The following is a 21,532-nucleotide window of genomic DNA, read 5'->3' as shown; positions in this document are numbered from 1 at the left end:
TGTAAACGTGAATTACCATTGTAGTACCGTTTGACATTTTTGTCAATGAGGTAAACTCGGTTTATTTTACCGGCGAGCAGAACGCCGCCCAATCCTCCATCAACGCCCGCCGCTTCTCCAACGCATCGCTACGGCGATAGGCTTGCTCAACGGCATTGCCAACGATGTGGGCGAGGGCAGCTTCAGCTACATCTCTGGGATGGTGCGTTGCATCGCCGGCCCAGTCCCTGAAGCTGCTTCTCAGGCCGTGCAGGGTGGCGCCGCCCGCGCCAGCAGCGCGCAGAGCCTTCACCATTGCCGTGTCGCTGATGGCCGAGCCTTCCTTGCCGCCCTCAAAGACCAGATCACCGGTAGCGACCTGCTTGCGCGCCTCCAGGATCTCGATCGCTCGCTCCGTCAACGGCACTCTGTGCTCGCGTCCCGACTTCATCCGTTCGGCTGGCACCACCCATAACGAATCGTCGAAGTTAATCTCGGTCCAGACCGCGCCACGCGTCTCACCGGATCGGGCAGCTGTGAGGCACGTGAACTCCACGGCACGCGCCGAGACACCAGATGCCTCTCGAAGTTTCGCTATGACGGCGGGGAGCTCACGATAGTCTAGTGCTGCATGGTGACCACGTGAGAGCTTCCTACGTGCGGGCAGCAGTTCCTTCAGGCCACCCCGCCAGTCCGCCGGATTGTCGCCCGTGTAGAGCCCGCGCGCCTTCGCATGATCGATCACGGCAGCGATGCGCATCCTCGTCCGGTCAGCTGTCTCGGGGACCTTCGTCCAGATCGGCTTGAGGGTATCTACAACATCGTCACGAGTTATATCGGCGATCGGCATTTTATGCAGATGCTTCGTATATTGGCGCAGCGTCATGATCCACTGCGCGCGGTGCTTGTCGTTCCGGAAGCTGCCCTCCTTCACGGCGAGAACGTCCTCCATGACATCCGAGAAGGTCTTTCGCTTGGCGATGTCCTCGCCTCGCGCGAGCCGCTCCCTGATCCCTTCAGCCTTCTCGCGTGCCAGCGCCAGCGACACTGGCGCCGTTCCCTGGCCGTATCCGCCTAGGCCGATCTCGGTGCGCTGACCTGAACGCTTGTAGATGAAGAACCATTGCTTTGATCCGCCAGCCCTTACGCGAAGGAAGAGTCCGTCGCCGTCGCTGTAGATCCCAGGCTTGCTGAGGGTTCGAATCCGTGTTTCCGAAAGCTTGTTCCGCGCCATCACATTTCCCGGTGCCATAACTTAATAAAAGAAATTAGGGAAAATACGGCAATTTGCAACGGAAACCGCTCAACAATTTCAATAGTTTACAAGTACAGGCGGACACCCTCTCCGCCATTTTCCCTTCCCGAGCTTTCTTTGCCCGCTTTCCTGCCGCGGGCGCATGGACTTGGTGCGGTGCGTCGTGGCATAGGGCGCGGGACACGACGAGGCCCGGTTTTTCATGATCCGCATCGAGAATATCAGCAAGTCCAACAGCCATCGCATTCTCTTCATCGAGGCCGCCGCCGCTTTGAACCGTGGCGAGAAGATCGGGCTTGTCGGGCCGAACGGCGCCGGCAAGACGACGCTCTTTCGCATGATCACCGGGCAGGAGGCGCCGGACGAAGGGCAGGTCTCGGTCGAGAAGGCGGTCTCGATCGGCTATTTCAGCCAGGATGTCGGCGAGATGGAAGGGCGCAGCGCCGTCACCGAGGTGATGGACGGGGCGGGACCGGTGAGTTCGGTCGCCGCGGAACTGCGCGAACTTGAGGCGGCGATGGTGGATCCGGACCGGCTCGACGAGATGGACGCGATCATCGAGCGCTACGGCGAGGTGCAGGCGCGCTACGAGGAACTCGACGGTTACGGGCTGGAGAGCCGGGCGCGCGAGGTTCTGGCGGGCCTCAGCTTCAGCCAGGAGATGATGGACGGCGATGTCGGCAAGCTCTCGGGCGGCTGGAAGATGCGCGTGGCGCTGGCGCGCATCCTCCTGATGCGGCCGGACGTCATGCTGCTCGACGAGCCGAGCAACCATCTCGATCTCGAAAGCCTGATCTGGCTGGAGCAGTTCCTGAAGGGGTATGACGGGGCGCTTTTGATGACCTCGCACGACCGCGAGTTCATGAACCGCATCGTGACGAAGATCATCGAGATCGATGCCGGGTCGCTGACGACCTATTCCGGCGACTACGGCTTCTACGAGCAGCAGCGGGCGCAGAACGAGAAGCAGCAGCAGGCGCAGTTCGAGCGCCAGCAGGCGATGCTCGCCAAGGAGATCAAGTTCATCGAGCGCTTCAAGGCGCGCGCCTCCCATGCCGCGCAGGTACAGAGCCGGGTGAAGAAGCTCGACAAGATCGAGCGCGTGGAGCCCCCGCGCCGCCGCCAGACGGTCCTGTTCGAGTTCCAGCCCGCGCCACGCTCCGGCGAGGACGTCGCCAACCTCAAGAATGTCGACAAGGCCTATGGCAGCCGCGCGATCTACCGGGATTTCAGCTTCCTCATCCGCCGGAAGGAGCGCTGGTGCGTGATGGGCGTCAACGGGGCCGGCAAGTCGACGCTCCTGAAGCTCATCGCCGGCGCGACGAACCCGGACCAGGGCAGCGTGACGATCGGGGCGAGCGTGAAGGTCGGCTATTTCGCACAGCATGCTATGGATCTGCTCGACGGGGACCTCACCGTCTTCCAGTGGCTGGAAGCGGAGTTTCCGCGCGCGGGGCAGGGGCCGCTGCGCACGCTGGCCGGCTGCTTCGGCTTTTCCGGCGACGACGTGGAGAAGAAATGCCGGGTGCTGTCCGGCGGCGAGAAGGCGCGGCTGGTGATGGCGGCGATGCTGTTCGATCCGCCAAATTTCCTGATCCTCGACGAGCCGACCAACCATCTCGACCTCGACACCAAGGAAATGCTGATCAAGGCGCTTTCCGAATACGAGGGCACCATGCTTTTCGTGTCGCACGACCGCCATTTCCTCGGCGCGCTGTCGAACCGCGTGCTGGAGCTCAACGGCGACGACGTGCATCAATATCCGGGCGGCTATACCGAATATGTCGCCCAGACCGGCCACGAGGCGCCCGGCCTACCGAACTGATCCAAAGGGGCGGGCGGACGGTTCTCAGGCCTTGCCGAGATATTGCGCGTCCGTCACCTGCTCCAGCCAGGTCACCGGGGAACCGTCCTGTGCCTCGGCGATGGCGACATGGGTCATCGCGGTCCTGTCCGTCGCGCCGTGCCAGTGTTTCTCGCCGGGCGGGAACCAGACGACGTCGCCCGGGCGGATCTCCTCGATCGGCCCGCCCTCGCGCTGCGCCCAGCCGAGGCCGGCAGTGACGATGACGGTCTGGCCGAGCGGGTGGGTGTGCCAAGCGGTGCGGGCGCCGGGCTCGAAGGTGACGATGGCGCCGCCGGCGCGGCCGGGGGCTTCCGCCTTGAAGGGCGTGTCGAGGCGCACCTTGCCGGTGAAATACTCGGCCGGGCCCGGCGTCGAGGGGCTGCTGCCGTTGCGCTTGATGTCCATGTCCGTCTCCTGATTCTGCTCTGCGCACTATATACCGGCACGAACGCTGGCGGAGCCGCCGGGAACGATTTATGAGAACGGCGCAGGGTTTCAAGGCGGATGCGGAATGGACAAGCGGCGCATAGGGATCGTCGGTGGCGGGCCGGCCGGGCTGATGGCCGCGGAGGTGCTTTCGGCGCGCGGCCATGCAGTGCGCGTGCTGGAAGCCATGCCGACCATCGGGCGGAAATTCCTGCTGGCCGGGAAATCGGGCCTCAACATCACCCATTCCGAGCCCTATGACCGTTTCGCCGCCCGCTTCGGCGCAGCGGGCGCGCATCTGCGGGCGGCGCTCGATGCTTTCACGCCCGCGGATCTGCGGGCCTGGGCGGAGGGGCTCGGGACAGAAACCTTCGTCGGGTCCTCCGGGCGGGTGTTCCCGGTCGCCATGAAGGCCTCGCCCTTGCTGCGGGCCTGGCGGGCGCGGCTGGAAGCGCAGGGCGTCGATATCCGCGTGCGCCATCGCTGGACGGGATTTGCGCCGGAAGGGCTGCGTGTCGAGACGCCCGAGGGCGCCGCCGTGATGGCGTTCGATGCGGTCCTCATGGCGCTCGGCGGCGCGAGCTGGCCGCGGCTCGGCTCAGATGCGGGCTGGGTCGATTGCCTTGCGGAACGGGGCATCGGCATCGCGCCGTTCCGCCCGGCCAATTGCGGCTTCGACGTGGACTGGACGCCGTTCCTCGTCGAGCGTTTTGCGGGCGCACCGGTCAAGGGCGTGACGGCGCGGTCCGCGGCGAGTGCGATCCCCGGCGAGTTCGTCATCTCGAAGACCGGCATCGAGGGCAGCCTCGTCTATGCCCATGCGGCGGCACTGCGCGACGCGCTGGAAGCGACGGGCGCGGCATGCCTCACGCTCGACCTTGCGCCCGGGCGGAGCGCCACGCGGCTTGCCGCCGATCTCGCCCGGCAGGGCGGCAAGGCGAGCTTTTCCAGCCGGCTGCGCAAGGGGGCCGGCCTCGATGGGGTCAAGGCGGCCCTGCTAAGGGAATGCGTCCGGGATGTGCCGGCCTTGCCGCCGGACGCGCTGGCCGCGGCGATCAAGGCCCTGGCCATCCCCCTTGTCCGGCCGCGGCCGATCGCGGAGGCGATCTCCGTGGCGGGCGGCATCCGGTTCGATGCCATCGACGCGGACTATGGGCTGAAGGCCCTGCCGGGCGTTTTCGCAGCCGGCGAAATGCTCGACTGGGAGGCGCCGACCGGCGGCTACCTGCTGACGGCCTGCCTTGCGACCGGCCGGGCAGCTGCGGAAGGGATCGATCGCTGGCTATCCAATCGGGCGGATTGAGCCGGTACGGTCAGCCGCGCTTCGGCCGCGTCGGCGCCTGGCTGAGGCTGGCGGCGGCGTCCTTGAGGCAGGCAAGATAGCGGTCGCGGTTGGCAAGCCCGTCGTCACGCGGGGTGACGAGGCAGAGCGTGGCGGCGGCATGCCCCTCGTCCATGACCGGCACGGCGAAACAATGGGTGAAGCTGTCGACGATGCTGTTGAAGGTGAAGAAGCCTTCGCGTTCGGCCTGGCGCACCTCGGCGAGGAAGGCCTGCGGATCGAGCCATTCGCCGCCCGGCAACTGGAAATCCTGCGGCGGGATGAAGGCGAGGATCTCCTCGTTCGTCATATGCGCAACGAGCAGGCGGCCCGAGGCCGTCCACGGGATCGGCACCGACTGGCCGATATCGGTGGAGATGCGGAAGGGCCGCGCGCCCTCGCGCATGCGCACGACGGTGTATTTGTCGCCGTCCAGCATGCAGAACTGCGCCGTCTCGCGCGTTTCGTCCGCCAGCCGCTCCAGCGCCGCCTCGCATTCGCGGGTGAAGTCGAAATGGTTCTCGTAGGCCGCGCCGAGGAAATAGAGTTTCCGCCCGAGATAGACGCGGCCGTCGCCGCCGGTGAACTCCAGGATGCCGTTGCGCAGGAGGAGGTTCACCAGCTCGTAGACCGATGAGCGCGGCGCACCAATCTGCGCGGCGATCTCGTTCGGCTTCAGCGCCTGCCGCTTGCGACGCAGGAAATCGAGGATTTCGAAGGCGCGATCCAACCCCCGGGCCCGCTTGCCGCCTGCATCGTCCACAATAGCATCCATCTCGTCCGTCCTTGCCCTTCGTCCCCGTCAAGCTTCTCTCGCCGCCCGCGCGATCTGTCAACGCGCAAGGGTCCGCCATCGCCGTGCCGCGAAATTTCCGAAGCCCCCTCTTGCGAGGCGGGAAATTCGGCATAAGATCACGCAAGTCCGATATAAAGATCATATGTTCGATATATTGGACAAAGACGGATGGCAAGCCCGTACCTGCTGCCGCAAAAAAGGGGAACGACATGAAAACGATTCAAGACAATCCGACCGTTTCGCGGAGCTGCCGCCTTCTTGCGGGTGCCGCCGCCGCTGCAGCCCTCCTCGTCCTTTCCGCCGGCACAGCCTCTGCCGCTGCCAATTGCATCAAGGGCGACCGCACGGCGCCCTATACGGTCGGCTGGGCGAACATCTATTCGGTGCCGACCTGGATGAAGCAGACGGAAGGCACCATTTCCGCCGAGGTCGAGGCGCTGAAGACGGCCGGCCTCGTGAAGGACCTGATGATCACGGACGCGCAGGGCAACGCCCAGACGCAGATCCAGCACATCCAGTCGATGATCGACGCCAATGTCGATGCGATCGTGGTCATCGCGGGCTCCTCCAACGCACTCGACCGCGTCATTTCGGATGCCTGCGACAAGGGTATCGCGGTGGTGAACTTCGACAGCCTCGTCAACACGGACAAGGTGACGGCGAAGATCAACACCGATTCCGGCGAATGGGGCGCGGGCGCCGCCAAGTGGCTTGCCGACCAGCTCGGCGGCAAGGGCAAGATCATCGTCATGAACGGCCCGGCCGGCATTTCCGTCAGCGATGACCGCCGCAAGGGCGCCCAGCCGGTGCTCGACGCCAATCCGGGCCTCGAAATCATCACCGAGACCAACACGGAGTATAATTCCGCCCCCGCGCAGGAGGCGATGACAAGCCTGCTCTTCGCCAATCCGGAGATCGACGGCGTGCTCTCGCTCGGCGGCGCGATTTCGGCCGGTTCCGTCATGGCCTTCGATCGCCAGGGCCGCGAGCAGGTGCCGATCACCGGCGAGAACGCCCGCCAGTTCCTCGAACTGTGGAAGGAGAAGGGCCTGAAGGGCTGGGCCACCATGCAGCCGAACTGGCTGGGCGCGCTCGCCGTCTACACGGCCGTGCAGGCGCTGGAAGGCAAGGACGTTCGGGCCTTCGTCAAGGTGCCGCTGCCCGTCATCGACGACAGCACCATCGACACCTACCTCGCCCGCGCCGACCAGTTCCCGGCCGACGGCTACATCTACTCGGATTACGACAAGGCGCTGTTCGACAAGCTGCTCGCCCAGTAATTTCGTGCCCGTAATTCCGTGAAGGATGCCGTCATGACGGAAACACGACCCCTGCTGGAGGCCCGGCAGGTGTTCAAGGGATTTTTCGGCAATCCCGTTCTGAAGGGCGTCGATATCGCCCTTCACCCGGGCAGGGTGCATGCCCTGCTCGGGGAGAACGGCGCGGGGAAATCCACGCTGATCAATCTCCTTTCCGGCGCTCTCCAGCCGGACAGCGGCGCCATCCTCGTCGACGGCCGGCCGGTCGGGCGTTTCAGCCCGGCCGCCGCGCGCTCGGCGGGCATCGCCGTGGTGCAGCAGGAGCTGAGCCTTGCCGCCGACCTGTCGATTGCCGAGAATATCGGGCTCGGCGCCTTTCCGCGCCGTTTCGGCCTCATCGACTATGCCGCGCTTCACAGGGGCGTGCGGGAGGTCTGCGCCATGGTGGGACTCACCGAGCCGCTCGACATGCCGGTCGCCGATCTTTCGCTCGGCCGCCGGCAGATGGTGGAGGTCGCCAAGGCGCTGTTCCGCAAGCCGCGCGTGCTGATCCTCGACGAGCCGACCTCCTCGCTTTCCGCGCATGAGGCCGGCATTCTCGCCCGCCTCGTCGAAACGCTGCGCGATCGCGGCACGGCGCTCCTCTACATCTCCCACCGGCTCAACGAGGTGCAGGCGCTCTGCGCCCATGTCACGGTGCTGAAGGACGGCGGCGTCACGGCGGACCAGTCGCTGGCCGGCATCGACGGCGAGGGCCTGGTGCGTCTCATGGTGGGCCGCGAGACGGGCGATCTCTTCCCGCCGCGCCCGGCGCTCGAACCCCGCGCGACGCGCATCAGCGTCGAAAAATTCTCGGCCGGCCTCGTGCGCGAGATCGGCTTTTCCGCCCGTGCCGGCGAGATCGTCGGCATCGGCGGCCTTGTCGGGCAGGGGCAGGAAGACCTGCTTCTCGGCCTTTACGGCGCCATTCCCGCGCGGGCCGGCCAGGCCGAGGTCTGCGGCCTTCCCCGCCTGCCGGCCCATGTCGGTGAGGCGAATGCCGCGGGCATCGTCTATGTGCCGGCGGATCGCAAGCATGAGGGGCTGGTCCTGCCCCATTCCATCGCGTCCAATCTCATCCTGCCCTCGCTCGGCCGCCTCGCCCGCCGCGGTTTTCGCGACCGCGCGGCGGAGGCCGGGCTGATCGCCTCCCTGGCGCGGCGCCTGACGATCAAGGGCGACACCGCCCGGCCGGTGCAGGCGCTCTCCGGCGGCAACCAGCAGAAGGTGGCACTCGCCAAGTGGCTGCCGCTCGATCCGTCCGTGCTGCTCCTCAACGATCCGACGCGCGGCGTCGACATCGAGACCAAGCGGGAGATCTACCTCATGCTGCGCGCGTTTGCCGCCGAAGGGCGGCTCGTCATCCTCGCCAGTTCCGACACGCCGGAACTCGTCCACCTCTGCGACCGCGTCGTCGTCTTGCGCGAGGGGCGCGTCGCGGCCCGGCTTTCCGGCACGGCGATCACCGAAGAGGCCATCGTCGGCGCTGCCATGGGCATCCACGAACAGAAAGAGACCGCATGAGCGCCGTTCCGTCTTCCGGCTGGCTCTACGGCGCCATCCAGCGCGGCCGCAATCGCGGCCTCGGCGGCCTCTATCTGGTCGTCGCCGCCTTCCTCGTCCTCTATGCGGTGCTCTTTCCGGGCCTTCTCACGGTTGGCGGCTTTTCCAAGTTCACGCAGAACTGGTTCCCGCTGGCACTCGTCACCATGGCGCAGGCACTCCTGATGCTGAACGGCGGCATCACGCTCGCCATCGGCCCGCTGGTGAGCCTTGGCGCGGTAATCGCGGCGACGACGATGGGCGGCATGCTCGGCGTGCCCGGCGGCATTCTCGCCGTCGCGCTTGCCGGCCTTGCCATCGGCGCCGTCACCGGCGCCATCGTCGCCCATCTGCGGCTGCCGGCCATCATCGTCACGCTGGCCGGTTCCTTCATCATCACCGGCGTCGCGCTGATCCTCCTGCCGCGTCCGGGCGGCTTCATTCCGGACTGGCTGTCGACGACGCTCGCCGGCCATACGCCGGTCGCCTTCCTGCTGCTCGTCCTCGTCCTCCTCGCCTGGAAGGGGTTCCTGGCGACGCCGCTCGGCATCGGCATCTATGCCGCCGGCGACAACCCGATCGGCGCCTTCCGCTCCGGCGTTCCGGTCGAGCGGGTCAAGATCGTCGCCTTCGCGCTGTCCGGCCTGCTGACGGCGCTGGCCGGTCTCTTCGTCGCGGCGCAGACGGGCTCGGGCGATCCGGTCATCGGCACGCCCTTCACGCTGAATTCGATTGCGGCGGCCGTGCTCGGCGGCGTCGGCTTCCTCGGCGGCAAGGGCACGATGCGCGGCGCGATCTGCGGCAGCCTGCTGCTCTCGGTCATGATCAACGTGATGTTCTTCCTCGGTTTCCCGCCAGTGGCCCAGTACGTCGCACAGGGCCTGATCATCGTCGGCGCCGTCGCGGTGCCGGAACTCTTGCAGCAATGGAGGAGAAGGCGATGAAGGCCGTGTTCCGCAATCCGCCGCTCCTGACCTTCCTCCTGGTGGCGCTCGTCTGGCTCGTCGCCAGCCTCACCCTGCGCGGCTTCGGCGCCTACGGGCACCTGCGCTACCTCCTGGAGCTTGCCGCCGTCATCGGCATCGTCGCGGCCGGGCAGACGCTGGTCATCCTGATGGGCGGCATCGACCTCTCCGTCGGGGCCGTCATCACCGTCACGGCGATCCTGCTGCCGCTGATCTCGCCGGCCGCCGACCCGACAGGCCTCGTCGGGATCGTGCTCGCCCTTGCCATCGCCACCGGCATCGGCCTCCTCAACGGGGCGGGCGCGGCCTATCTGCGCGTGCCGCCGATCATCATGACGCTCGCCATGGCAACGCTTCTCCAGGGGCTGCTCGTCATCGTCGCCGGCGGCAGCGCCGTCACGCTCGGCAATCCGGCGGTCATCCTGCTCGGCCAGGCCCGTCCCCTCGGCATTCCCGCCGGCATCCTCCTGTGGATCGCCGTCTCGGTCGTCGTGCTCCTCATCATCCACCGCATGCCGCTCGGCGCGCGCTTCCTCGCGCTCGGGGCCAATCCGCTGGCCGCCCGGCTTTCCGGCGTCAGCGTGGCCAAGAATACGCTGCTTCTCTATGCGCTGTCCGGTTTCTTCGCGGGCCTTGCCGGCATCCTCGTGCTCGGCATGAACCGGCAGGGCTATGTCGGCATCGGCGATCCCTATCTCCTCTTGTCGATCGCCGCTGTGGTTCTCGGCGGCACCTCCATCCTGGGCGGGCGCGGCACCTATGCCGGCACCATTCCCGGCGCCATCCTGCTCGTCACCACCACGGCGCTGATCACCGTCGTCAATGCCTCGCCGGGCTGGCGCTCCATCATGTTCGGCTCGCTCATCCTCGGGCTCCTGCTGATTTCGGGCCGCGAGGCGCGCCGATGACGGTGCGTTACGACGGGCCGGTGATCGACCCGCACCACCATCTCTGGGACCTCTCGCTGAAGCGCCATCCCTGGCTGGAAAAGGCGCGGACAGAGGGCGGGGAAATGGTCTACGGCAGCCTCGCGCCGATCCTGCGGGACTACGGCGTGGAAGATTACCGACGGGACGCCGCAAACCAGAACGTGGTCGCCACCGTGCATGTCGAGGCCGGCTGGTCCGACGCCCATCCGCTGGAGGAAAGCCGCTGGCTCGCCGGCCTCGACCGGACGTCCGGCGTGGCGAAACGGCGCATTGCCCGTGTTCCGCTCGATAGCCCCGACGCCGCCCGCCTGATCGAGGCGGAGGCGGCCGATCCCGATGTCGTCGGCATCCGCGATATCGTGAGCTGGCATCCCGAACCGGCGAAGAGTTTTGCATCGCGCCCCCACCGCATGGCCGATCCCGCGTGGCGGGCCGGCCTCGCCCACCTCGCGCGGCACGATCTCGTTTTCGACCTCATGCTCTATCCCTGGCAGATGGTCGAGGCGCTCGACCTCGTGCGCGCCTTTCCGCAGACGCTGTTCGTGCTCAACCATGGCGGCAGCCCGGCCGACCGCAGCGCGGAGGGCATGGCGCTGTGGCGCGACGGCCTTGCGGCGCTCGGCCGCGAGCCGAATGTGCGGCTGAAGATCTCCGACCTCGTCGCCTATGACAACGATTGGACGCCGGAAAGCCTGCATCCGGTGACCGCGCATTGCCTCGCGTGTTTCGGTCCTCACCGCGCGATGTTCGCCAGCGATTTCCCCGTCGCCGGCCTGCATGCCTCGTTCGACGCGATCTACGCCGTTTTCCGTGCCGCGGCCGGACCGCTCTCGCCCGACGAACAGCGCGCCCTCTTCTTCACCACCGCCAACGACACCTATCGCCTCGGGATCGCCGATCCCGTCGCGGCCAGGGGAGGAAACCATGCCTGACCTTTCCGTGACCGGCCCGGACAATCCAGTGCTCAATCCGGTGCTCGACGACCGTATCCGCGGCTTTCCGCCGGGCCATGCGCCCCTCCCCCTCGATGCCGTCGGCAGGCAGGGCTGGAAGCCCTATGACGGCGCGATGGCGCTGCCGCTGATCTCGCTCGACCAGGACGCCTTCGCCGGCAATGTCGCGCTGATGATGGACTATGTGCGCGATCACGGCATCGCGATTGCGCCCCATGCCAAGACGCCGATGTCGGCGGCGCTTGCCGGCGCGCTGCTGGCGGCCGGCGCCTGGGGCACCACGGTGGCCGATATCCGCCAGGCCGCCGTCCTGCTGAAGGCCGGCCAGCGCCGGCTGATCCTCGCCAACGAGATCGGTGGTGCGGCGGCCGCGCGCCGGCTCGCGGCGCTTGCCGCAAACTATCCCGATGCAGAACTGCACGCCTTCGTCGATTCGGTCGACCTGGTCGACGGCCTGCGGGCCGCCTGGCAGGGCCGCGACGGCCTGCCGCCGCTCGGCCTCCTCGTCGAGCTCGGCGCCGGCCGCGCCGGGGCACGCAGCGCCGAAGCGGCGGGTGCGATCCTCGATGCCACCCTTGCCGCGGAAACGCCCGCCTTCCGGCTCACCGGCATCGCCGCCTATGAGGGCGCCGCCGCGACGGCCGACCCGGAAGAGACGCTGCGCCGGATCGACAGGCTGGTGGCGATGACGGCGGCCTTCCTGCCGGAGGTGCGCGCCCGCATCGGCGATGCGCGGCCGCTGATCGTCACGGCGGGCGGCTCGGTCTTCTTCGACCTGGTTGTCGCCGGCCTCTCCGCCGCCGTCGCCGCCGATTCCGACAGCCTGCTCGTGCTGCGCAGCGGGGCGATCTTCTTCCACGACCACGGCGTCTACGAGCGCGGCCTTGCCGGGCTGGATGCCCGTGCGGGCTTCCGCTTCGGCGGTGAGGTCCGCTCGGCCGGCAGCGGCTTCAGGCCGGCGCTGCGGGTCTGGGCCGAGGTGCTCTCGCTGCCCGAGCCGGGCCTTGCGATCTGCGGCATGGGCCTGCGCGATGTCGCGATGGACCAGGGCCTGCCGCGGCCGCTGGCGCTCTATCGCGACGGCGCGCCGCTCGGCCGCCTTGCCGGGGCCGCCGTGCTTCACCTCAACGACCAGCATGCCTTCGTGTCGCTTCCCGCCGGCAGCGACATGCGCATCGGCGACGTGGTGGAGTTCGGTATCTCGCATCCCTGCACCTGCCTCGACCGGCACGCGATCCTCTATGGCCTTGCCCCCGACCACTCGGTCACGGCGGCCTATCCCACCAGCTTCGGCTGACCCTCCCCAGAAGAAAGGAAAACACCCCATGATCCAGCGTTACCAGAAGGGTTCGCGCATGAGCCAGGCCGTCAGCTATGGCGGGCTCGTCTATATTGCCGGCCAGGTCGCGGAGAACCGCAAGGCCGGCATCGAGGACCAGGTACGCGACGTGCTCGGCAAGATCGATGCCCTCCTGAAGGAAGCCGGCACGGATCGCTCGAAGCTGCTCGCCGTCAATGTCTTCCTACCGGCGATCGTCGATTTCGAGGCGATGAACGGCGTCTACGATGCCTGGATCGACCCGGAAAACCCGCCGGCCCGCGCCTGTGTCGAAGCCCGCCTTGCCGACCCGGACCTGCGCGTCGAAATGACCGCCGTCGCCGCGCTCTGACATCCCCCGCCCGAACTGGAGCCCCCATGCACAGCGGCCTCGTCAATCCGATCGATCTTTCCCGGGACGGCCGGCAGGCCGGGCATCTCGCCATCCCCTATTCGGTCGACCGCTCGCCCTACTACCAGATCCGCATCCCCATCCTGCGGCTGAAGAACGGCGAGGGGCCGAGCCTGCTGCTGATGGCGGGCAATCATGGCGACGAATACGAGGGCGAACTCCAGCTCGGGCGGCTGATGCGCCGGCTCGACGTGACGAAAATCCGCGGCGCCGTCACCATCCTGCCGATGGCCAACCTGCCGGCGGTAATGGCGGCGAGGCGTTGCTCGCCCTTCGACGGCGGAAATCTCAACCGCGCCTTTCCCGGAGATCCGGCCGGAACGCCCACGGCGCGGCTGGCGCATTTCCTCGAACACGAGCTGTTCCCGCGCCATGACGCGGTGCTCGACCTGCATTCGGGCGGCACCTCCATGGCGCATCTGCCCTGCACATTGATCGAGCGGGAGGCGGATGCCGGGCGCTTTGCGCGCTCGGTCGCGCTGATGCGGGCGATGGGCGCCGCGCATGCCTTCATCGCCGACAACGGGCCGGCGGCACCGACCTCGATGGGCGCGGCGGGCCGGGCCGGCACGATCGGCCTTTCCGGCGAATTCGGCGGGGGCGGCACGGTGACGCCGCAGAGCATGTCGTTCACCGCGACGGCGATCGACCGGCTGCTCGGCGCGCTCGGCATTGCGGATGCGCCGGTGCTGTCGCGCGCGCCGCTTGCCGCGCCGCCAGCGCTTCAGCTCTTGTCCCTCTCCCGGCACAGCCAGGGCATCTATGCGGACCGGCGCGGCTGGTTCGAGCCCGCAGTGCCGCTCGGCGCGACCGTCTCGGCGGGGGATCTCGCCGGCTGGTATCACGATCTCGAACGGCTGGAGCAGCCGGAGGAAGCGTTGCGCTTTGCAGAAGGCGGCATCGTCATCTCCCACCGGCTGCACTGCGACAGCCAGGCCGGCGACTGCCTGATCCAGGTCGCCGAGCCGATCGACGGCTGAGCCCCTACGCGATCGCGCCGACGGCTTCCTTCACCCAGTCGAGGCGCTTTGCCGGAATGAGCCCGTAATTATAGAAGTTCACGCCGTCGGCGCCGGCCTCGACGGCCGCCTTCGCGCGGGCGGAAAGGATGGCCGGCCCGTCCACCTCGGGATAGAAGACGCGCAGGCCCAGCCCCAGGAACTTGTCCGGACCCAGCATCGCCCGGCCGGTGCGGATGACATCGCCGACGGCCTCCGGCGCCATGTCGTAGCAGCAGAGAATCGCGCCGTCGCAGAGCTTGCCGGCCGCTTCGAGGTCGACGCCGCCGAGCCAGCCGTCCTTCAGGTCGATCAGCACGATGCGCGTCGCGGGGTCGGCGGCCGCCTTGATCTCGCCGATCAGGCTCGTCACCGGCTCGGTGCGCCAGGCGAGGAAGGCGTGCAGTTCCGGGTGGTCCCGGAAGGCATCGATGCCGGCGGCGGGAAAATCGGGGAACTGCCTTTCTGGCACCGCCCGCTCGCACAGTTCGGCGATGAAGCGCGCCAACGTCTTCTGCGCGCCGTCGACCGGTATGCCTGCCTTCCGGGCACGCGCGGTGCAATGGTCGCAGAAGCAGAGCGACAGGAGGAAATCGTCCTCGGCATTGAGGCCGACGCCGTCCTTCTCGTGGTGGTATTCGTGGGCGAAGCCCATGAAATTCGGGCTTTCCAGCTCCAGCATGTCGGGCTTGTGGTTCACCGTGATGTCGCGCACCAGCGTCACGACATAGTCGCGCGCGGCCGGGCTGGAGGGGCAGAGATTGTAGTAGTTGGCATTGCCGAAGGCGTTGCGGGTCACATGGTCGGGATGCAGCATGCCGAGGCGGCTGTTGTGCAGGCAGACCGTCCAGCAGGAGACGGCAAGGCCCGTTGCCCCGCGCGCCCTGGTCAGCGCGTCCAGCATGTCGCCGCGCTCGGTGACGTTGCGCGCCATGAGGGGACGGATTGTCTTACCCTGCCATAAAGCTTCATCCGGCCGGAAATAGACCGTGCCGTCTTCCGGGAAATAGGCCTTCTGCCCGGGGCTGCGCGGCTGGAGGAAGCGGCCGGCGTGATAGGAGGTCGCAAGGCTCACCGTGTTGAGGCCGGCGCGGCCGGAAAGATCGGCGGCGAAAGCCGCGACGCCCTGGTCCTGGATGTCCCAGGGATAGGTCCACATGGAAAGATGCATGGCGTGCTCCCATCGAGTATGTCCGCTTTATAGAACATGCGTCCAGAATAGTGTCCAGGCGGATTTTGGCTCCCGAATCGCCCGGCTTGCATTGATGAAAGAATCGCCGCCTGTATCCGTCAGGCGGGATCGAGCCGGAGGCACCCGACAACCCCGGCGGCGCGTCAGAACGGGCCTATTGGTATTTTCGACGCATTGAATGTCGCGAACCGGAGGGATTCCTTGCAAGAGCGGGGGTAGCTTCTCGCCATTGCAGGGGCTTGCACAGAGGCGAGCGGCCTGAAATATGCGCGAGCCGTCCATGCGGCGTATGAAGAGGGATCCGCCGGTGCCCGCCCGCCGCATCGGCCGAACGCGAGAAACGAACCGATGAAGACCTATGTGCTGACCGTATCCTGCCAATCGACCCGCGGCATCGTCGCCGCGATCACCGGCTACCTGGCCGAGAAAGACTGCAACATCGTCGACAGTTCGCAGTTCGACGATCTGGAGACGGGTCTGTTCTTCATGCGCCTGACCTTCAAGAGCGAAGGCGGCGCGAAGCAGGACGATATCGATGCAGGCTTTGCGCCGGTCGCCAAGGCCTTCGCGATGACCTACGAGTTCCACAACAGCGACGAGCGCATGAAGGTGCTGCTCATGGTCTCGCGCTTCGGCCATTGCCTCAACGACCTGCTCTACCGCTGGAAGATCGGCGCCCTGCCGATCGACATCGTCGGCGTCGTCTCCAACCACTTCGACTACCAGAAGGTCATCGTCAACCACGACATCCCCTTCCATCACGTCAAGGTGACGAAGGAGAACAAGCCGCAGGCCGAGGCGCGGCTGATGGAGATCGTCGAGCAGTCCGGCGCCGAACTCATCGTGCTCGCCCGCTACATGCAGGTGCTGTCCGATGCCGTCTGCAAGAAGATGTCGGGCCGCATCATCAACATCCACCACTCGTTCCTGCCGTCCTTCAAGGGCGCCAACCCGTACAAGCAGGCCTTCGAGCGCGGCGTGAAGCTGATCGGCGCGACGGCACACTACGTCACCGAGGACCTCGACGAAGGTCCGATCGTCGAGCAGGACGTCGCGCGCATCACCCATGCGCAGTCGGCGGACGACTATGTCTCGATCGGCCGCGACGTGGAGAGCCAGGTTCTTGCCCGCGCCGTGCACGCCCACATCCATCACCGCGTCTTCATGAACGGCAACAAGACCATCGTCTTCCCGCCCTCGCCGGGCTCCTACGCCTCCGAGCGCATGGGGTGATTCCAAAAGGCCGGCGGTTTCGCCGGCCTTTTCATTTTCGGCTCAGCGATGCGCCGGCAGGCGCGGCAGGAAGATCGTCAGGATGCCGAGCAGCGGCATGTAGGAGCAGATCCGGTAGACGAAGTTGATGCCGTGGCTGTCGGCGAAGATGCCGAGCACCGCCGCGCCGAGGCCGCCCGCCCCGAAGGCGAAGCCGAAGAAGATGCCGGCGATCATGCCGACGCGGCCCGGGATCAGCTCCTGTGCGAAGACGACGATGGCCGAGAAGGCGGAGGAGAAGACCAGCCCGATCAGCACCGTCAGCACGCCCGTCCAGAACAGGTTCGCATAGGGCAGCAGCAGCGCGAAGGGGATGACGCCGAGGATCGAGAACCAGATGACGAAGCGCGCGCCGAACCGGTCGCCGATCGGCCCGCCCATGAACACGCCGAGCGCCGAGGCTCCCAGGAAGAGGAACAGCATGAGCTGCGCGTCGCGCACGCCAAGGCCGAAATTCTCCATCGTGTAGAAGGTGAAATAGCTCGATATGCTGGCGAGATAGGCGTTCTTCGTCGTCGTCAGCAGCACCAGCACGGCAATCGCCCAGGCGACCTGTCCGCGCGGCAGCGGTAGCGCGCGACTGACGGCGGGCCGGCCGGCCGCAAGGCGCCGTTCGCCGGCATACCAGTTGCCGACCCAGGTGAGGATGACCATGCCGAGAAGCGCGACCGCCGAGAACCAGGCGACGCTCGTCTGGCCGAAGGGCAGGACGATGAAGGCGGCGAGCAGCGGGCCGAGCGCCGTGCCGGCATTGCCGCCGACCTGGAACATGGACTGGGCGAGCCCGTGGCGACCGCCGGAGGCGAGACGGGCGACGCGCGAGGATTCCGGGTGGAAGATCGCCGAGCCGAGGCCGATCAGGCAGGCGCCGACGACCAGCACCGGGAAGCTGTGCGCATAGGCCAGCATGATGAGGCCGACGAAGGTGCTGCCCATGCCGATCGGCAGCGAGAAGGGCATCGGCCAGCGGTCCGTCACGATGCCGACGGCCGGCTGCAGCAGCGAGGCAGTGACCTGGAAGGCCATGGTCAGAAGGCCGATCTGCACGAAATCGAGCGCGTAGTTCTCCTTCAGCAGCGGATAGAGCGACGTCAGCAGCGACTGCATGATGTCGTTCAGCATGTGGCAGGCGCTGACGGCGACGATGATGGAATAGGTGGTGGTGGCGGCGCTGCGGGGCGCTGCGGGAACGACTGTCGACATGATGGCCTCGAATGATGCGCGTGGATTGCGCCCTCTTGTCGCATCCCATACAGGGATTGCCTGCGGCCTGCTTTCGTGCTGAGGTCCACTTCTTACGCGAGTGGGCCAAAGATGGAAAAACTGACCGATGCGCGCCGCAAAGCGCTCGATGACGACCACATCCGCAACCTGTCCCACATGGAACAGGCCAATACGGACGTCCTGGTCCACAGTTCGGACATTCCGGGCGGCTACACCGTGCCGCCGCACCGCCACCGCCGCACGCAGTTCCTCTGCGTCTTTTCCGGCGTGGTGCTGGTGGGGACGAAGCGCGGGCGCTGGATGATCCCGCCCGGCCATGCGCTGCTCATCCCGCGCGGCCTGGAACATTCCGTCGAGATGGTCAGCGACGTCAGCATGCGTTCGGTCTACATCTATTCGCCGGAGGGCCGGGCCGCCTCGCTGGAACCCGCCGTGCTGGAGGTGACCGATCTCGCACGCCACCTCATCGCGGAAACCGTGCGGCATGGCGACCCGGCGGAGGGCCGCGCGCGCAGCGAACTCGTCATGGCGCTGCTGCTCGACGAGATCGGCCGCCTGCCGGAGCGCCGGCTCGGCCTGCCCTTCCCCGCGAGCGGAAGGCTGGCGGGCCTCTGCCGCGATTTCGTCGAGCAGCCCTCGCCGGCGACCAAGATCGACGACTGGGCAAGGCGCCTCAACATGAGCCGGCGCACCTTCACGCGCTTCTTCCGGCAGGAGATGGGCGTCAGCTTCGTTACCTGGCGCCAGCAGGCCTGCCTTTTCGCCTGCCTGCCGCGCCTTGCGGCCGGCGAGCCGGTGACGCGCGTGGCGCTCGATGCCGGCTATGAGAGCGTGCCGGCTTTCACCACCATGTTCAAGCGCATGCTCGGGACCTCGCCGCGGGCGTACCTGACGAGCCGCGCCGCCGCGTGAGTCTCAAAAAGACCGGCAAAGGACGCGATCCGGGGGCTGTTTTCCGCCGGCTTTTGGGATTAGGAAGAGGTGCGGGACCCAACTCGGGCCGCGAACCGGGAGCGCCAGGTCGCACGGGAGACGGGCTTTTGAGAAAGATACTGGTCATCGGGATCGGCGCGGGCAATCCCGAGCACATGACCGTTCAGGCGATAAATGCGCTGAACCGGGCCGACGTGCTGCTCATTCCGACGAAGGGCGACGAGAAGGCCTTTCTGGCCGATGCGCGCCGCGAGATCTGCGACCGGTTCCTCGACAATGCCGCTTGCCTCATCCTCGACTATGCCGTGCCGGTGCGCCGCGCCGACGGCAGCTACGAGGACGGCGTCAACGACTGGCACCGCGCCATCGCCGCCATCTACGAACGCACCCTCTTGAACGACGTCGGCGAGGACGAGACGCTCGGCCTGCTCGTCTGGGGCGATCCGATGCTCTACGACAGCACGCTGCGCATCATCGACCATGTGCGCACGGCCGGCCGCGTCGCCTTCGAGATCGAGGTCATCGCCGGCATCACCAGCGTCCAGGCGCTCTGCGCCAGCCATGCCATCACGCTCAACCGCATCGGCCTGCCCGTAGAGATCACCACCGGCCGGCGCCTCGCCGCGGCCGGGCCGGACGCCGCGCGCGACGCGCTCGTCATGCTCGACGGCATCGAGGCCTTTCGCACGGTGGAGGATCCGGGCGCGGAAATCTGGTGGGGCGCCTATCTCGGCACGCCGCACGAGATCCTGCTGTCCGGCCGGCTCGCCGAGATCGCCGACACCATCAGCGAGACCCGCCGCCGGGCGCGTGCGCAGCACGGCTGGATCATGGACACCTACCTGATCCGCCGCCCGGCGCCCGTGGGCGAGGAGGGCGGGTCATGACAGCGACCTGCGCGATCCTCCCGTCGTCCCTCGGCGACACCGGCACGCTGCGCCGCGGCGCCTGCCCTTCCATCGCCGCCCCGATGCGGACCGGCGACGGCCTTCTGGTGCGCCTGCGCCCGGCCGCGACAGCGCTGACGGTACAAGACCTCCTTGCCCTCGCATATCTGGCCCGGGCACATGGCAACGGCCTCGTCGAGATCACCGCGCGCGGCAATCTCCAGCTTCGTGGTCTTACCGAGACCTCCGTCCCGCCCCTTGCCGCCGGCCTTGCCGCGGCCGGCATCGTCCCGCAGAGGGGCGTCGCCATCGAAGTGCCGCCGCTTGCCGGCATCGATCCGACCGAGCTTGCCGATGCCGCGCCGATCGCCGATGCGCTGCGTGCGGCCCTCGCCGATGCCGCCCTTTCCCTGGCGCCCAAGCTCGCCGTCGTCGTCGACGGCGGGGGCGTACTGTCGCTTGCCGACATGGTCGCGGATATCCGCCTCGACACGGTCGCCGGCACGCAAGGCCTTGCCTGGCGGCTTTCCGTCGGCGGCGATCGAGTGACGGCGCGGCCCGTTGCGCTGCTCCCCCGCGAAAGGGTCGTCGAGGGCGTGATGGCAACCGCCGCCGCCCTTGCCGCCATCGGCCCGGCGGCGCGCGGGCGCGATCTTGATCCGGCGGTGCTGGCCGCCGCACTCGGCGCGGATCCGGCGCCGCCGCTTGCCGCCGTCGCGCCCGCTCATCCGCTCGGCGCGCACCGGATCGGCACCGAAACCGTACTCGGGCTCGCCCCGGCCTATGGCCAGATCCACGCCGACCGGCTTGCCGCGCTGGTGCACGCGCTTGCCGGCTGCGGCGCGACGGAATTCCGCCTTGCGCCGCACCACACGCTGCTGGTGCGCGGGCTCAGCACAGAAACGCTCGCCGCCGCCGAGGCCGCCGCGATGCGGGAACATGTCTGGAGCACGCGCGAAGCGCCCGGCCGCACCGTTTCCGTCTGCACCGGCTCTGCCGGCTGCGCCTCGGCCAGCTTCGATACCCATGCCGCCGCCGATGCCCTCGTGGCGGAGGCCGGCGATCTCTTGGACGGCTCCTTCGACGTGCACGTCTCCGGCTGCCCGAAGGGCTGCGCCCATCCGGCCGCCGCCGCCGTCACGCTCTGCGGCACCGCCGCCGGCGTCGGCCTCGTTCTCGGCGGACGGGCGGGCGATGCCGCCGCCGCGATCCTGCCCGCCGGGGCGCTGGCGCCCGCCCTCGCCCGTCTCGGCACGCTCCTGCGCGCGCGCCGCGCCGACGGCGAGACGGTGGGAGGCCTCATCGACCGCACCGCGCCCGACACCCTTGCTTCCGCTTATCAAGGCCGACAATGACCGATTACGACTACATCAAGGATGGCACGGCCATCTATGAGAAATCCTTTGCGATCATCCGCGCCGAGGCCGATCTCTCGCGCTTTTCCGAAGAGGAATCCGATGTTGCCGTGCGGATGATCCATGCCGCCGGCCTTGTCGAGGCGGCGCCGCATTTCGTGTTCTCTACGGGCTTCGTCACGGCGGCGCGCGGTGCGCTGCAGGCCGGCGCGCCGATCTTCTGCGACGCGGAAATGGTCGCACGCGGCGTGACGGCCGCCCGCCTGCCCGCCGGCAACGACGTGCTCTGCACGCTGCGCGACCCGCGCACGCCGGACCTGGCGAGGGAGACCGGCAACACCCGCTCGGCCGCCGCCATCCGCCTGTGGCTGGAGCGCCTGGCCGGCTCCGTCGTCGCAATCGGCAACGCGCCGACGGCGCTGTTCTACCTGCTCGAACTCCTGCGGGACGGCGCACCGAAACCGGCGGCGATCCTCGGCATGCCGGTCGGCTTCGTCGGCGCGGCCGAATCCAAGGATGCGCTGGCCGAGAATTCCTACGGCGTGCCCTTCGCCATCGTGCGCGGCCGCCTCGGCGGCAGCGCCATGACGGCCGCCGCGCTCAATTCGCTGGCGAGGCCGGGGCTATGAAC

Annotated in this window: 20 protein-coding genes; 15 read left to right on the top strand and 5 right to left on the bottom strand. The window is 67.6% G+C overall.

Going from position 1 to position 21,532, the window contains the following annotated elements:
• Positions 1–61: 61 nt before the first annotated feature.
• Complete coding sequence (locus AB3G45_RS26875; RefSeq protein WP_367833432.1) at positions 62–1,213, bottom strand: tyrosine-type recombinase/integrase; 1,152 nt, start codon at positions 1,211–1,213, stop codon at positions 62–64.
• 223 nt (positions 1,214–1,436) lie between these two features.
• Between AB3G45_RS26875 and AB3G45_RS26870 the strand changes: the two genes are divergently transcribed.
• The gene (locus AB3G45_RS26870) at positions 1,437–3,059 is read left to right on the top strand and encodes an ABC-F family ATP-binding cassette domain-containing protein (protein ID WP_367833431.1); all 1,623 of its coding nucleotides are present in this window, start codon (positions 1,437–1,439) and stop codon (positions 3,057–3,059) included.
• Between the two features lie 24 nt (positions 3,060–3,083).
• On the opposite strand, the gene AB3G45_RS26865 is transcribed toward AB3G45_RS26870, so the two are convergent.
• On the bottom strand, positions 3,084–3,485 hold the full coding sequence (locus AB3G45_RS26865) for a cupin domain-containing protein (RefSeq protein ID WP_367833430.1): 402 nt from the start codon (positions 3,483–3,485) through the stop codon (positions 3,084–3,086).
• Positions 3,486–3,591: 106 nt separating this feature from the next.
• Between AB3G45_RS26865 and AB3G45_RS26860 the strand changes: the two genes are divergently transcribed.
• Positions 3,592–4,809: a TIGR03862 family flavoprotein gene (locus tag AB3G45_RS26860; protein WP_367833429.1), complete on the top strand. Its 1,218-nt coding sequence runs from the start codon at positions 3,592–3,594 to the stop codon at positions 4,807–4,809.
• Positions 4,810–4,819: 10 nt separating this feature from the next.
• Here the strand turns inward: AB3G45_RS26860 and AB3G45_RS26855 are convergent, their stop codons facing one another.
• Positions 4,820–5,602, bottom strand: coding sequence for an IclR family transcriptional regulator (locus AB3G45_RS26855; RefSeq protein WP_367833428.1), 783 nt, complete (start codon positions 5,600–5,602; stop codon positions 4,820–4,822).
• A gap of 230 nt (positions 5,603–5,832) precedes the next feature.
• Here AB3G45_RS26855 and AB3G45_RS26850 point away from each other — a divergent pair, with 230 nt between their 5' ends.
• From AB3G45_RS26850 to AB3G45_RS26815, 8 genes are read left to right on the top strand one after another with little or no spacing between them, the layout of a single operon-like run.
• Positions 5,833–6,903: an ABC transporter substrate-binding protein gene (locus AB3G45_RS26850; protein WP_367833427.1), complete on the top strand. Its 1,071-nt coding sequence runs from the start codon at positions 5,833–5,835 to the stop codon at positions 6,901–6,903.
• Between the two features lie 33 nt (positions 6,904–6,936).
• Positions 6,937–8,445 carry a sugar ABC transporter ATP-binding protein gene (locus AB3G45_RS26845; RefSeq protein WP_367833426.1) on the top strand — a complete coding sequence of 503 codons (1,509 nt, stop codon included), beginning with the start codon at positions 6,937–6,939 and terminating at the stop codon, positions 8,443–8,445.
• Positions 8,442–9,407 (top strand): ABC transporter permease, encoded by a 966-nt coding sequence (locus tag AB3G45_RS26840; RefSeq protein WP_367833425.1) that lies wholly within the window; start codon positions 8,442–8,444, stop codon positions 9,405–9,407. The genes AB3G45_RS26845 and AB3G45_RS26840 overlap by 4 nt, the downstream gene beginning before the upstream one ends.
• Positions 9,389–10,336 (top strand): ABC transporter permease, encoded by a 948-nt coding sequence (locus AB3G45_RS26835; protein WP_367833424.1) that lies wholly within the window; start codon positions 9,389–9,391, stop codon positions 10,334–10,336. Before AB3G45_RS26840 ends, AB3G45_RS26835 begins: the two co-directional genes overlap by 19 nt.
• On the top strand, positions 10,333–11,289 hold the full coding sequence (locus tag AB3G45_RS26830; protein ID WP_367833423.1) for an amidohydrolase: 957 nt from the start codon (positions 10,333–10,335) through the stop codon (positions 11,287–11,289). The genes AB3G45_RS26835 and AB3G45_RS26830 overlap by 4 nt, the downstream gene beginning before the upstream one ends.
• Positions 11,282–12,607, top strand: coding sequence for an alanine racemase (locus AB3G45_RS26825; RefSeq protein WP_367833422.1), 1,326 nt, complete (start codon positions 11,282–11,284; stop codon positions 12,605–12,607). Before AB3G45_RS26830 ends, AB3G45_RS26825 begins: the two co-directional genes overlap by 8 nt.
• A 28-nt stretch (positions 12,608–12,635) precedes the next feature.
• Positions 12,636–12,980, top strand: coding sequence for a RidA family protein (locus AB3G45_RS26820; RefSeq protein WP_367833421.1), 345 nt, complete (start codon positions 12,636–12,638; stop codon positions 12,978–12,980).
• 26 nt (positions 12,981–13,006) lie between these two features.
• The gene (locus AB3G45_RS26815; protein WP_367833420.1) at positions 13,007–14,020 is read left to right on the top strand and encodes a succinylglutamate desuccinylase/aspartoacylase family protein; all 1,014 of its coding nucleotides are present in this window, start codon (positions 13,007–13,009) and stop codon (positions 14,018–14,020) included.
• A 4-nt stretch (positions 14,021–14,024) separates the two neighbouring features.
• Here AB3G45_RS26815 and AB3G45_RS26810 read toward each other — a convergent pair whose 3' ends face one another.
• Complete coding sequence (locus AB3G45_RS26810) at positions 14,025–15,209, bottom strand: hypothetical protein (RefSeq protein ID WP_367833419.1); 1,185 nt, start codon at positions 15,207–15,209, stop codon at positions 14,025–14,027.
• A gap of 369 nt (positions 15,210–15,578) precedes the next feature.
• Here AB3G45_RS26810 and purU point away from each other — a divergent pair, with 369 nt between their 5' ends.
• A complete protein-coding gene (gene purU, locus AB3G45_RS26805) occupies positions 15,579–16,463 on the top strand; it encodes a formyltetrahydrofolate deformylase (RefSeq protein ID WP_367833418.1) in 885 nt (294 codons plus the stop codon).
• A 42-nt stretch (positions 16,464–16,505) separates the two neighbouring features.
• Here the strand turns inward: purU and AB3G45_RS26800 are convergent, their stop codons facing one another.
• On the bottom strand, positions 16,506–17,705 hold the full coding sequence (locus tag AB3G45_RS26800; RefSeq protein WP_367833417.1) for an MFS transporter: 1,200 nt from the start codon (positions 17,703–17,705) through the stop codon (positions 16,506–16,508).
• Between the two features lie 111 nt (positions 17,706–17,816).
• Between AB3G45_RS26800 and AB3G45_RS26795 the strand changes: the two genes are divergently transcribed.
• The 4 genes from AB3G45_RS26795 to AB3G45_RS26780 all read left to right on the top strand — a co-directional run bounded on the left by AB3G45_RS26795 (position 17,817) and on the right by AB3G45_RS26780 (position 21,530).
• The gene (locus AB3G45_RS26795; protein ID WP_367833416.1) at positions 17,817–18,638 is read left to right on the top strand and encodes a helix-turn-helix domain-containing protein; all 822 of its coding nucleotides are present in this window, start codon (positions 17,817–17,819) and stop codon (positions 18,636–18,638) included.
• A 128-nt stretch (positions 18,639–18,766) separates the two neighbouring features.
• A complete protein-coding gene (gene cobF / locus AB3G45_RS26790) occupies positions 18,767–19,546 on the top strand; it encodes a precorrin-6A synthase (deacetylating) (protein ID WP_367833415.1) in 780 nt (259 codons plus the stop codon).
• Positions 19,543–20,901 (top strand): precorrin-3B synthase, encoded by a 1,359-nt coding sequence (gene cobG / locus AB3G45_RS26785; protein WP_367833414.1) that lies wholly within the window; start codon positions 19,543–19,545, stop codon positions 20,899–20,901. Before cobF ends, cobG begins: the two co-directional genes overlap by 4 nt.
• Entirely contained in the window at positions 20,898–21,530 is a 633-nt protein-coding gene (locus AB3G45_RS26780) for a precorrin-8X methylmutase (RefSeq protein WP_367833413.1), read from the top strand. The genes cobG and AB3G45_RS26780 overlap by 4 nt, the downstream gene beginning before the upstream one ends.
• Positions 21,531–21,532 lie beyond the last annotated feature (2 nt).

Source organism: Shinella sp. S4-D37 (assembly GCF_040812195.1).
In the GTDB taxonomy this organism is placed as follows: Bacteria; Pseudomonadota; Alphaproteobacteria; order Rhizobiales; family Rhizobiaceae; genus Shinella.
This window is presented reverse-complemented; position numbering and strand designations above follow the sequence as displayed.

What these genes read in the sequence shown, in the direction of transcription:
- AB3G45_RS26875 (WP_367833432.1), bottom strand. Translation starts at nt 1,213, where the DNA reads ATGGCGCGGAACAAGCTTTCGGAAACACGGATTCGAACCCTCAGCAAG.
- AB3G45_RS26870 (WP_367833431.1), top strand. Translation starts at nt 1,437, where the DNA reads ATGATCCGCATCGAGAATATCAGCAAGTCCAACAGCCATCGCATTCTC.
- AB3G45_RS26865 (WP_367833430.1), bottom strand. Translation starts at nt 3,485, where the DNA reads ATGGACATCAAGCGCAACGGCAGCAGCCCCTCGACGCCGGGCCCGGCC.
- AB3G45_RS26860 (WP_367833429.1), top strand. Translation starts at nt 3,592, where the DNA reads ATGGACAAGCGGCGCATAGGGATCGTCGGTGGCGGGCCGGCCGGGCTG.
- AB3G45_RS26855 (WP_367833428.1), bottom strand. Translation starts at nt 5,602, where the DNA reads ATGGATGCTATTGTGGACGATGCAGGCGGCAAGCGGGCCCGGGGGTTG.
- AB3G45_RS26850 (WP_367833427.1), top strand. Translation starts at nt 5,833, where the DNA reads ATGAAAACGATTCAAGACAATCCGACCGTTTCGCGGAGCTGCCGCCTT.
- AB3G45_RS26845 (WP_367833426.1), top strand. Translation starts at nt 6,937, where the DNA reads ATGACGGAAACACGACCCCTGCTGGAGGCCCGGCAGGTGTTCAAGGGA.
- AB3G45_RS26840 (WP_367833425.1), top strand. Translation starts at nt 8,442, where the DNA reads ATGAGCGCCGTTCCGTCTTCCGGCTGGCTCTACGGCGCCATCCAGCGC.
- AB3G45_RS26835 (WP_367833424.1), top strand. Translation starts at nt 9,389, where the DNA reads ATGGAGGAGAAGGCGATGAAGGCCGTGTTCCGCAATCCGCCGCTCCTG.
- AB3G45_RS26830 (WP_367833423.1), top strand. Translation starts at nt 10,333, where the DNA reads ATGACGGTGCGTTACGACGGGCCGGTGATCGACCCGCACCACCATCTC.
- AB3G45_RS26825 (WP_367833422.1), top strand. Translation starts at nt 11,282, where the DNA reads ATGCCTGACCTTTCCGTGACCGGCCCGGACAATCCAGTGCTCAATCCG.
- AB3G45_RS26820 (WP_367833421.1), top strand. Translation starts at nt 12,636, where the DNA reads ATGATCCAGCGTTACCAGAAGGGTTCGCGCATGAGCCAGGCCGTCAGC.
- AB3G45_RS26815 (WP_367833420.1), top strand. Translation starts at nt 13,007, where the DNA reads ATGCACAGCGGCCTCGTCAATCCGATCGATCTTTCCCGGGACGGCCGG.
- AB3G45_RS26810 (WP_367833419.1), bottom strand. Translation starts at nt 15,209, where the DNA reads ATGCATCTTTCCATGTGGACCTATCCCTGGGACATCCAGGACCAGGGC.
- purU (WP_367833418.1), top strand. Translation starts at nt 15,579, where the DNA reads ATGAAGACCTATGTGCTGACCGTATCCTGCCAATCGACCCGCGGCATC.
- AB3G45_RS26800 (WP_367833417.1), bottom strand. Translation starts at nt 17,705, where the DNA reads ATGTCGACAGTCGTTCCCGCAGCGCCCCGCAGCGCCGCCACCACCACC.
- AB3G45_RS26795 (WP_367833416.1), top strand. Translation starts at nt 17,817, where the DNA reads ATGGAAAAACTGACCGATGCGCGCCGCAAAGCGCTCGATGACGACCAC.
- cobG (WP_367833414.1), top strand. Translation starts at nt 19,543, where the DNA reads ATGACAGCGACCTGCGCGATCCTCCCGTCGTCCCTCGGCGACACCGGC.
- AB3G45_RS26780 (WP_367833413.1), top strand. Translation starts at nt 20,898, where the DNA reads ATGACCGATTACGACTACATCAAGGATGGCACGGCCATCTATGAGAAA.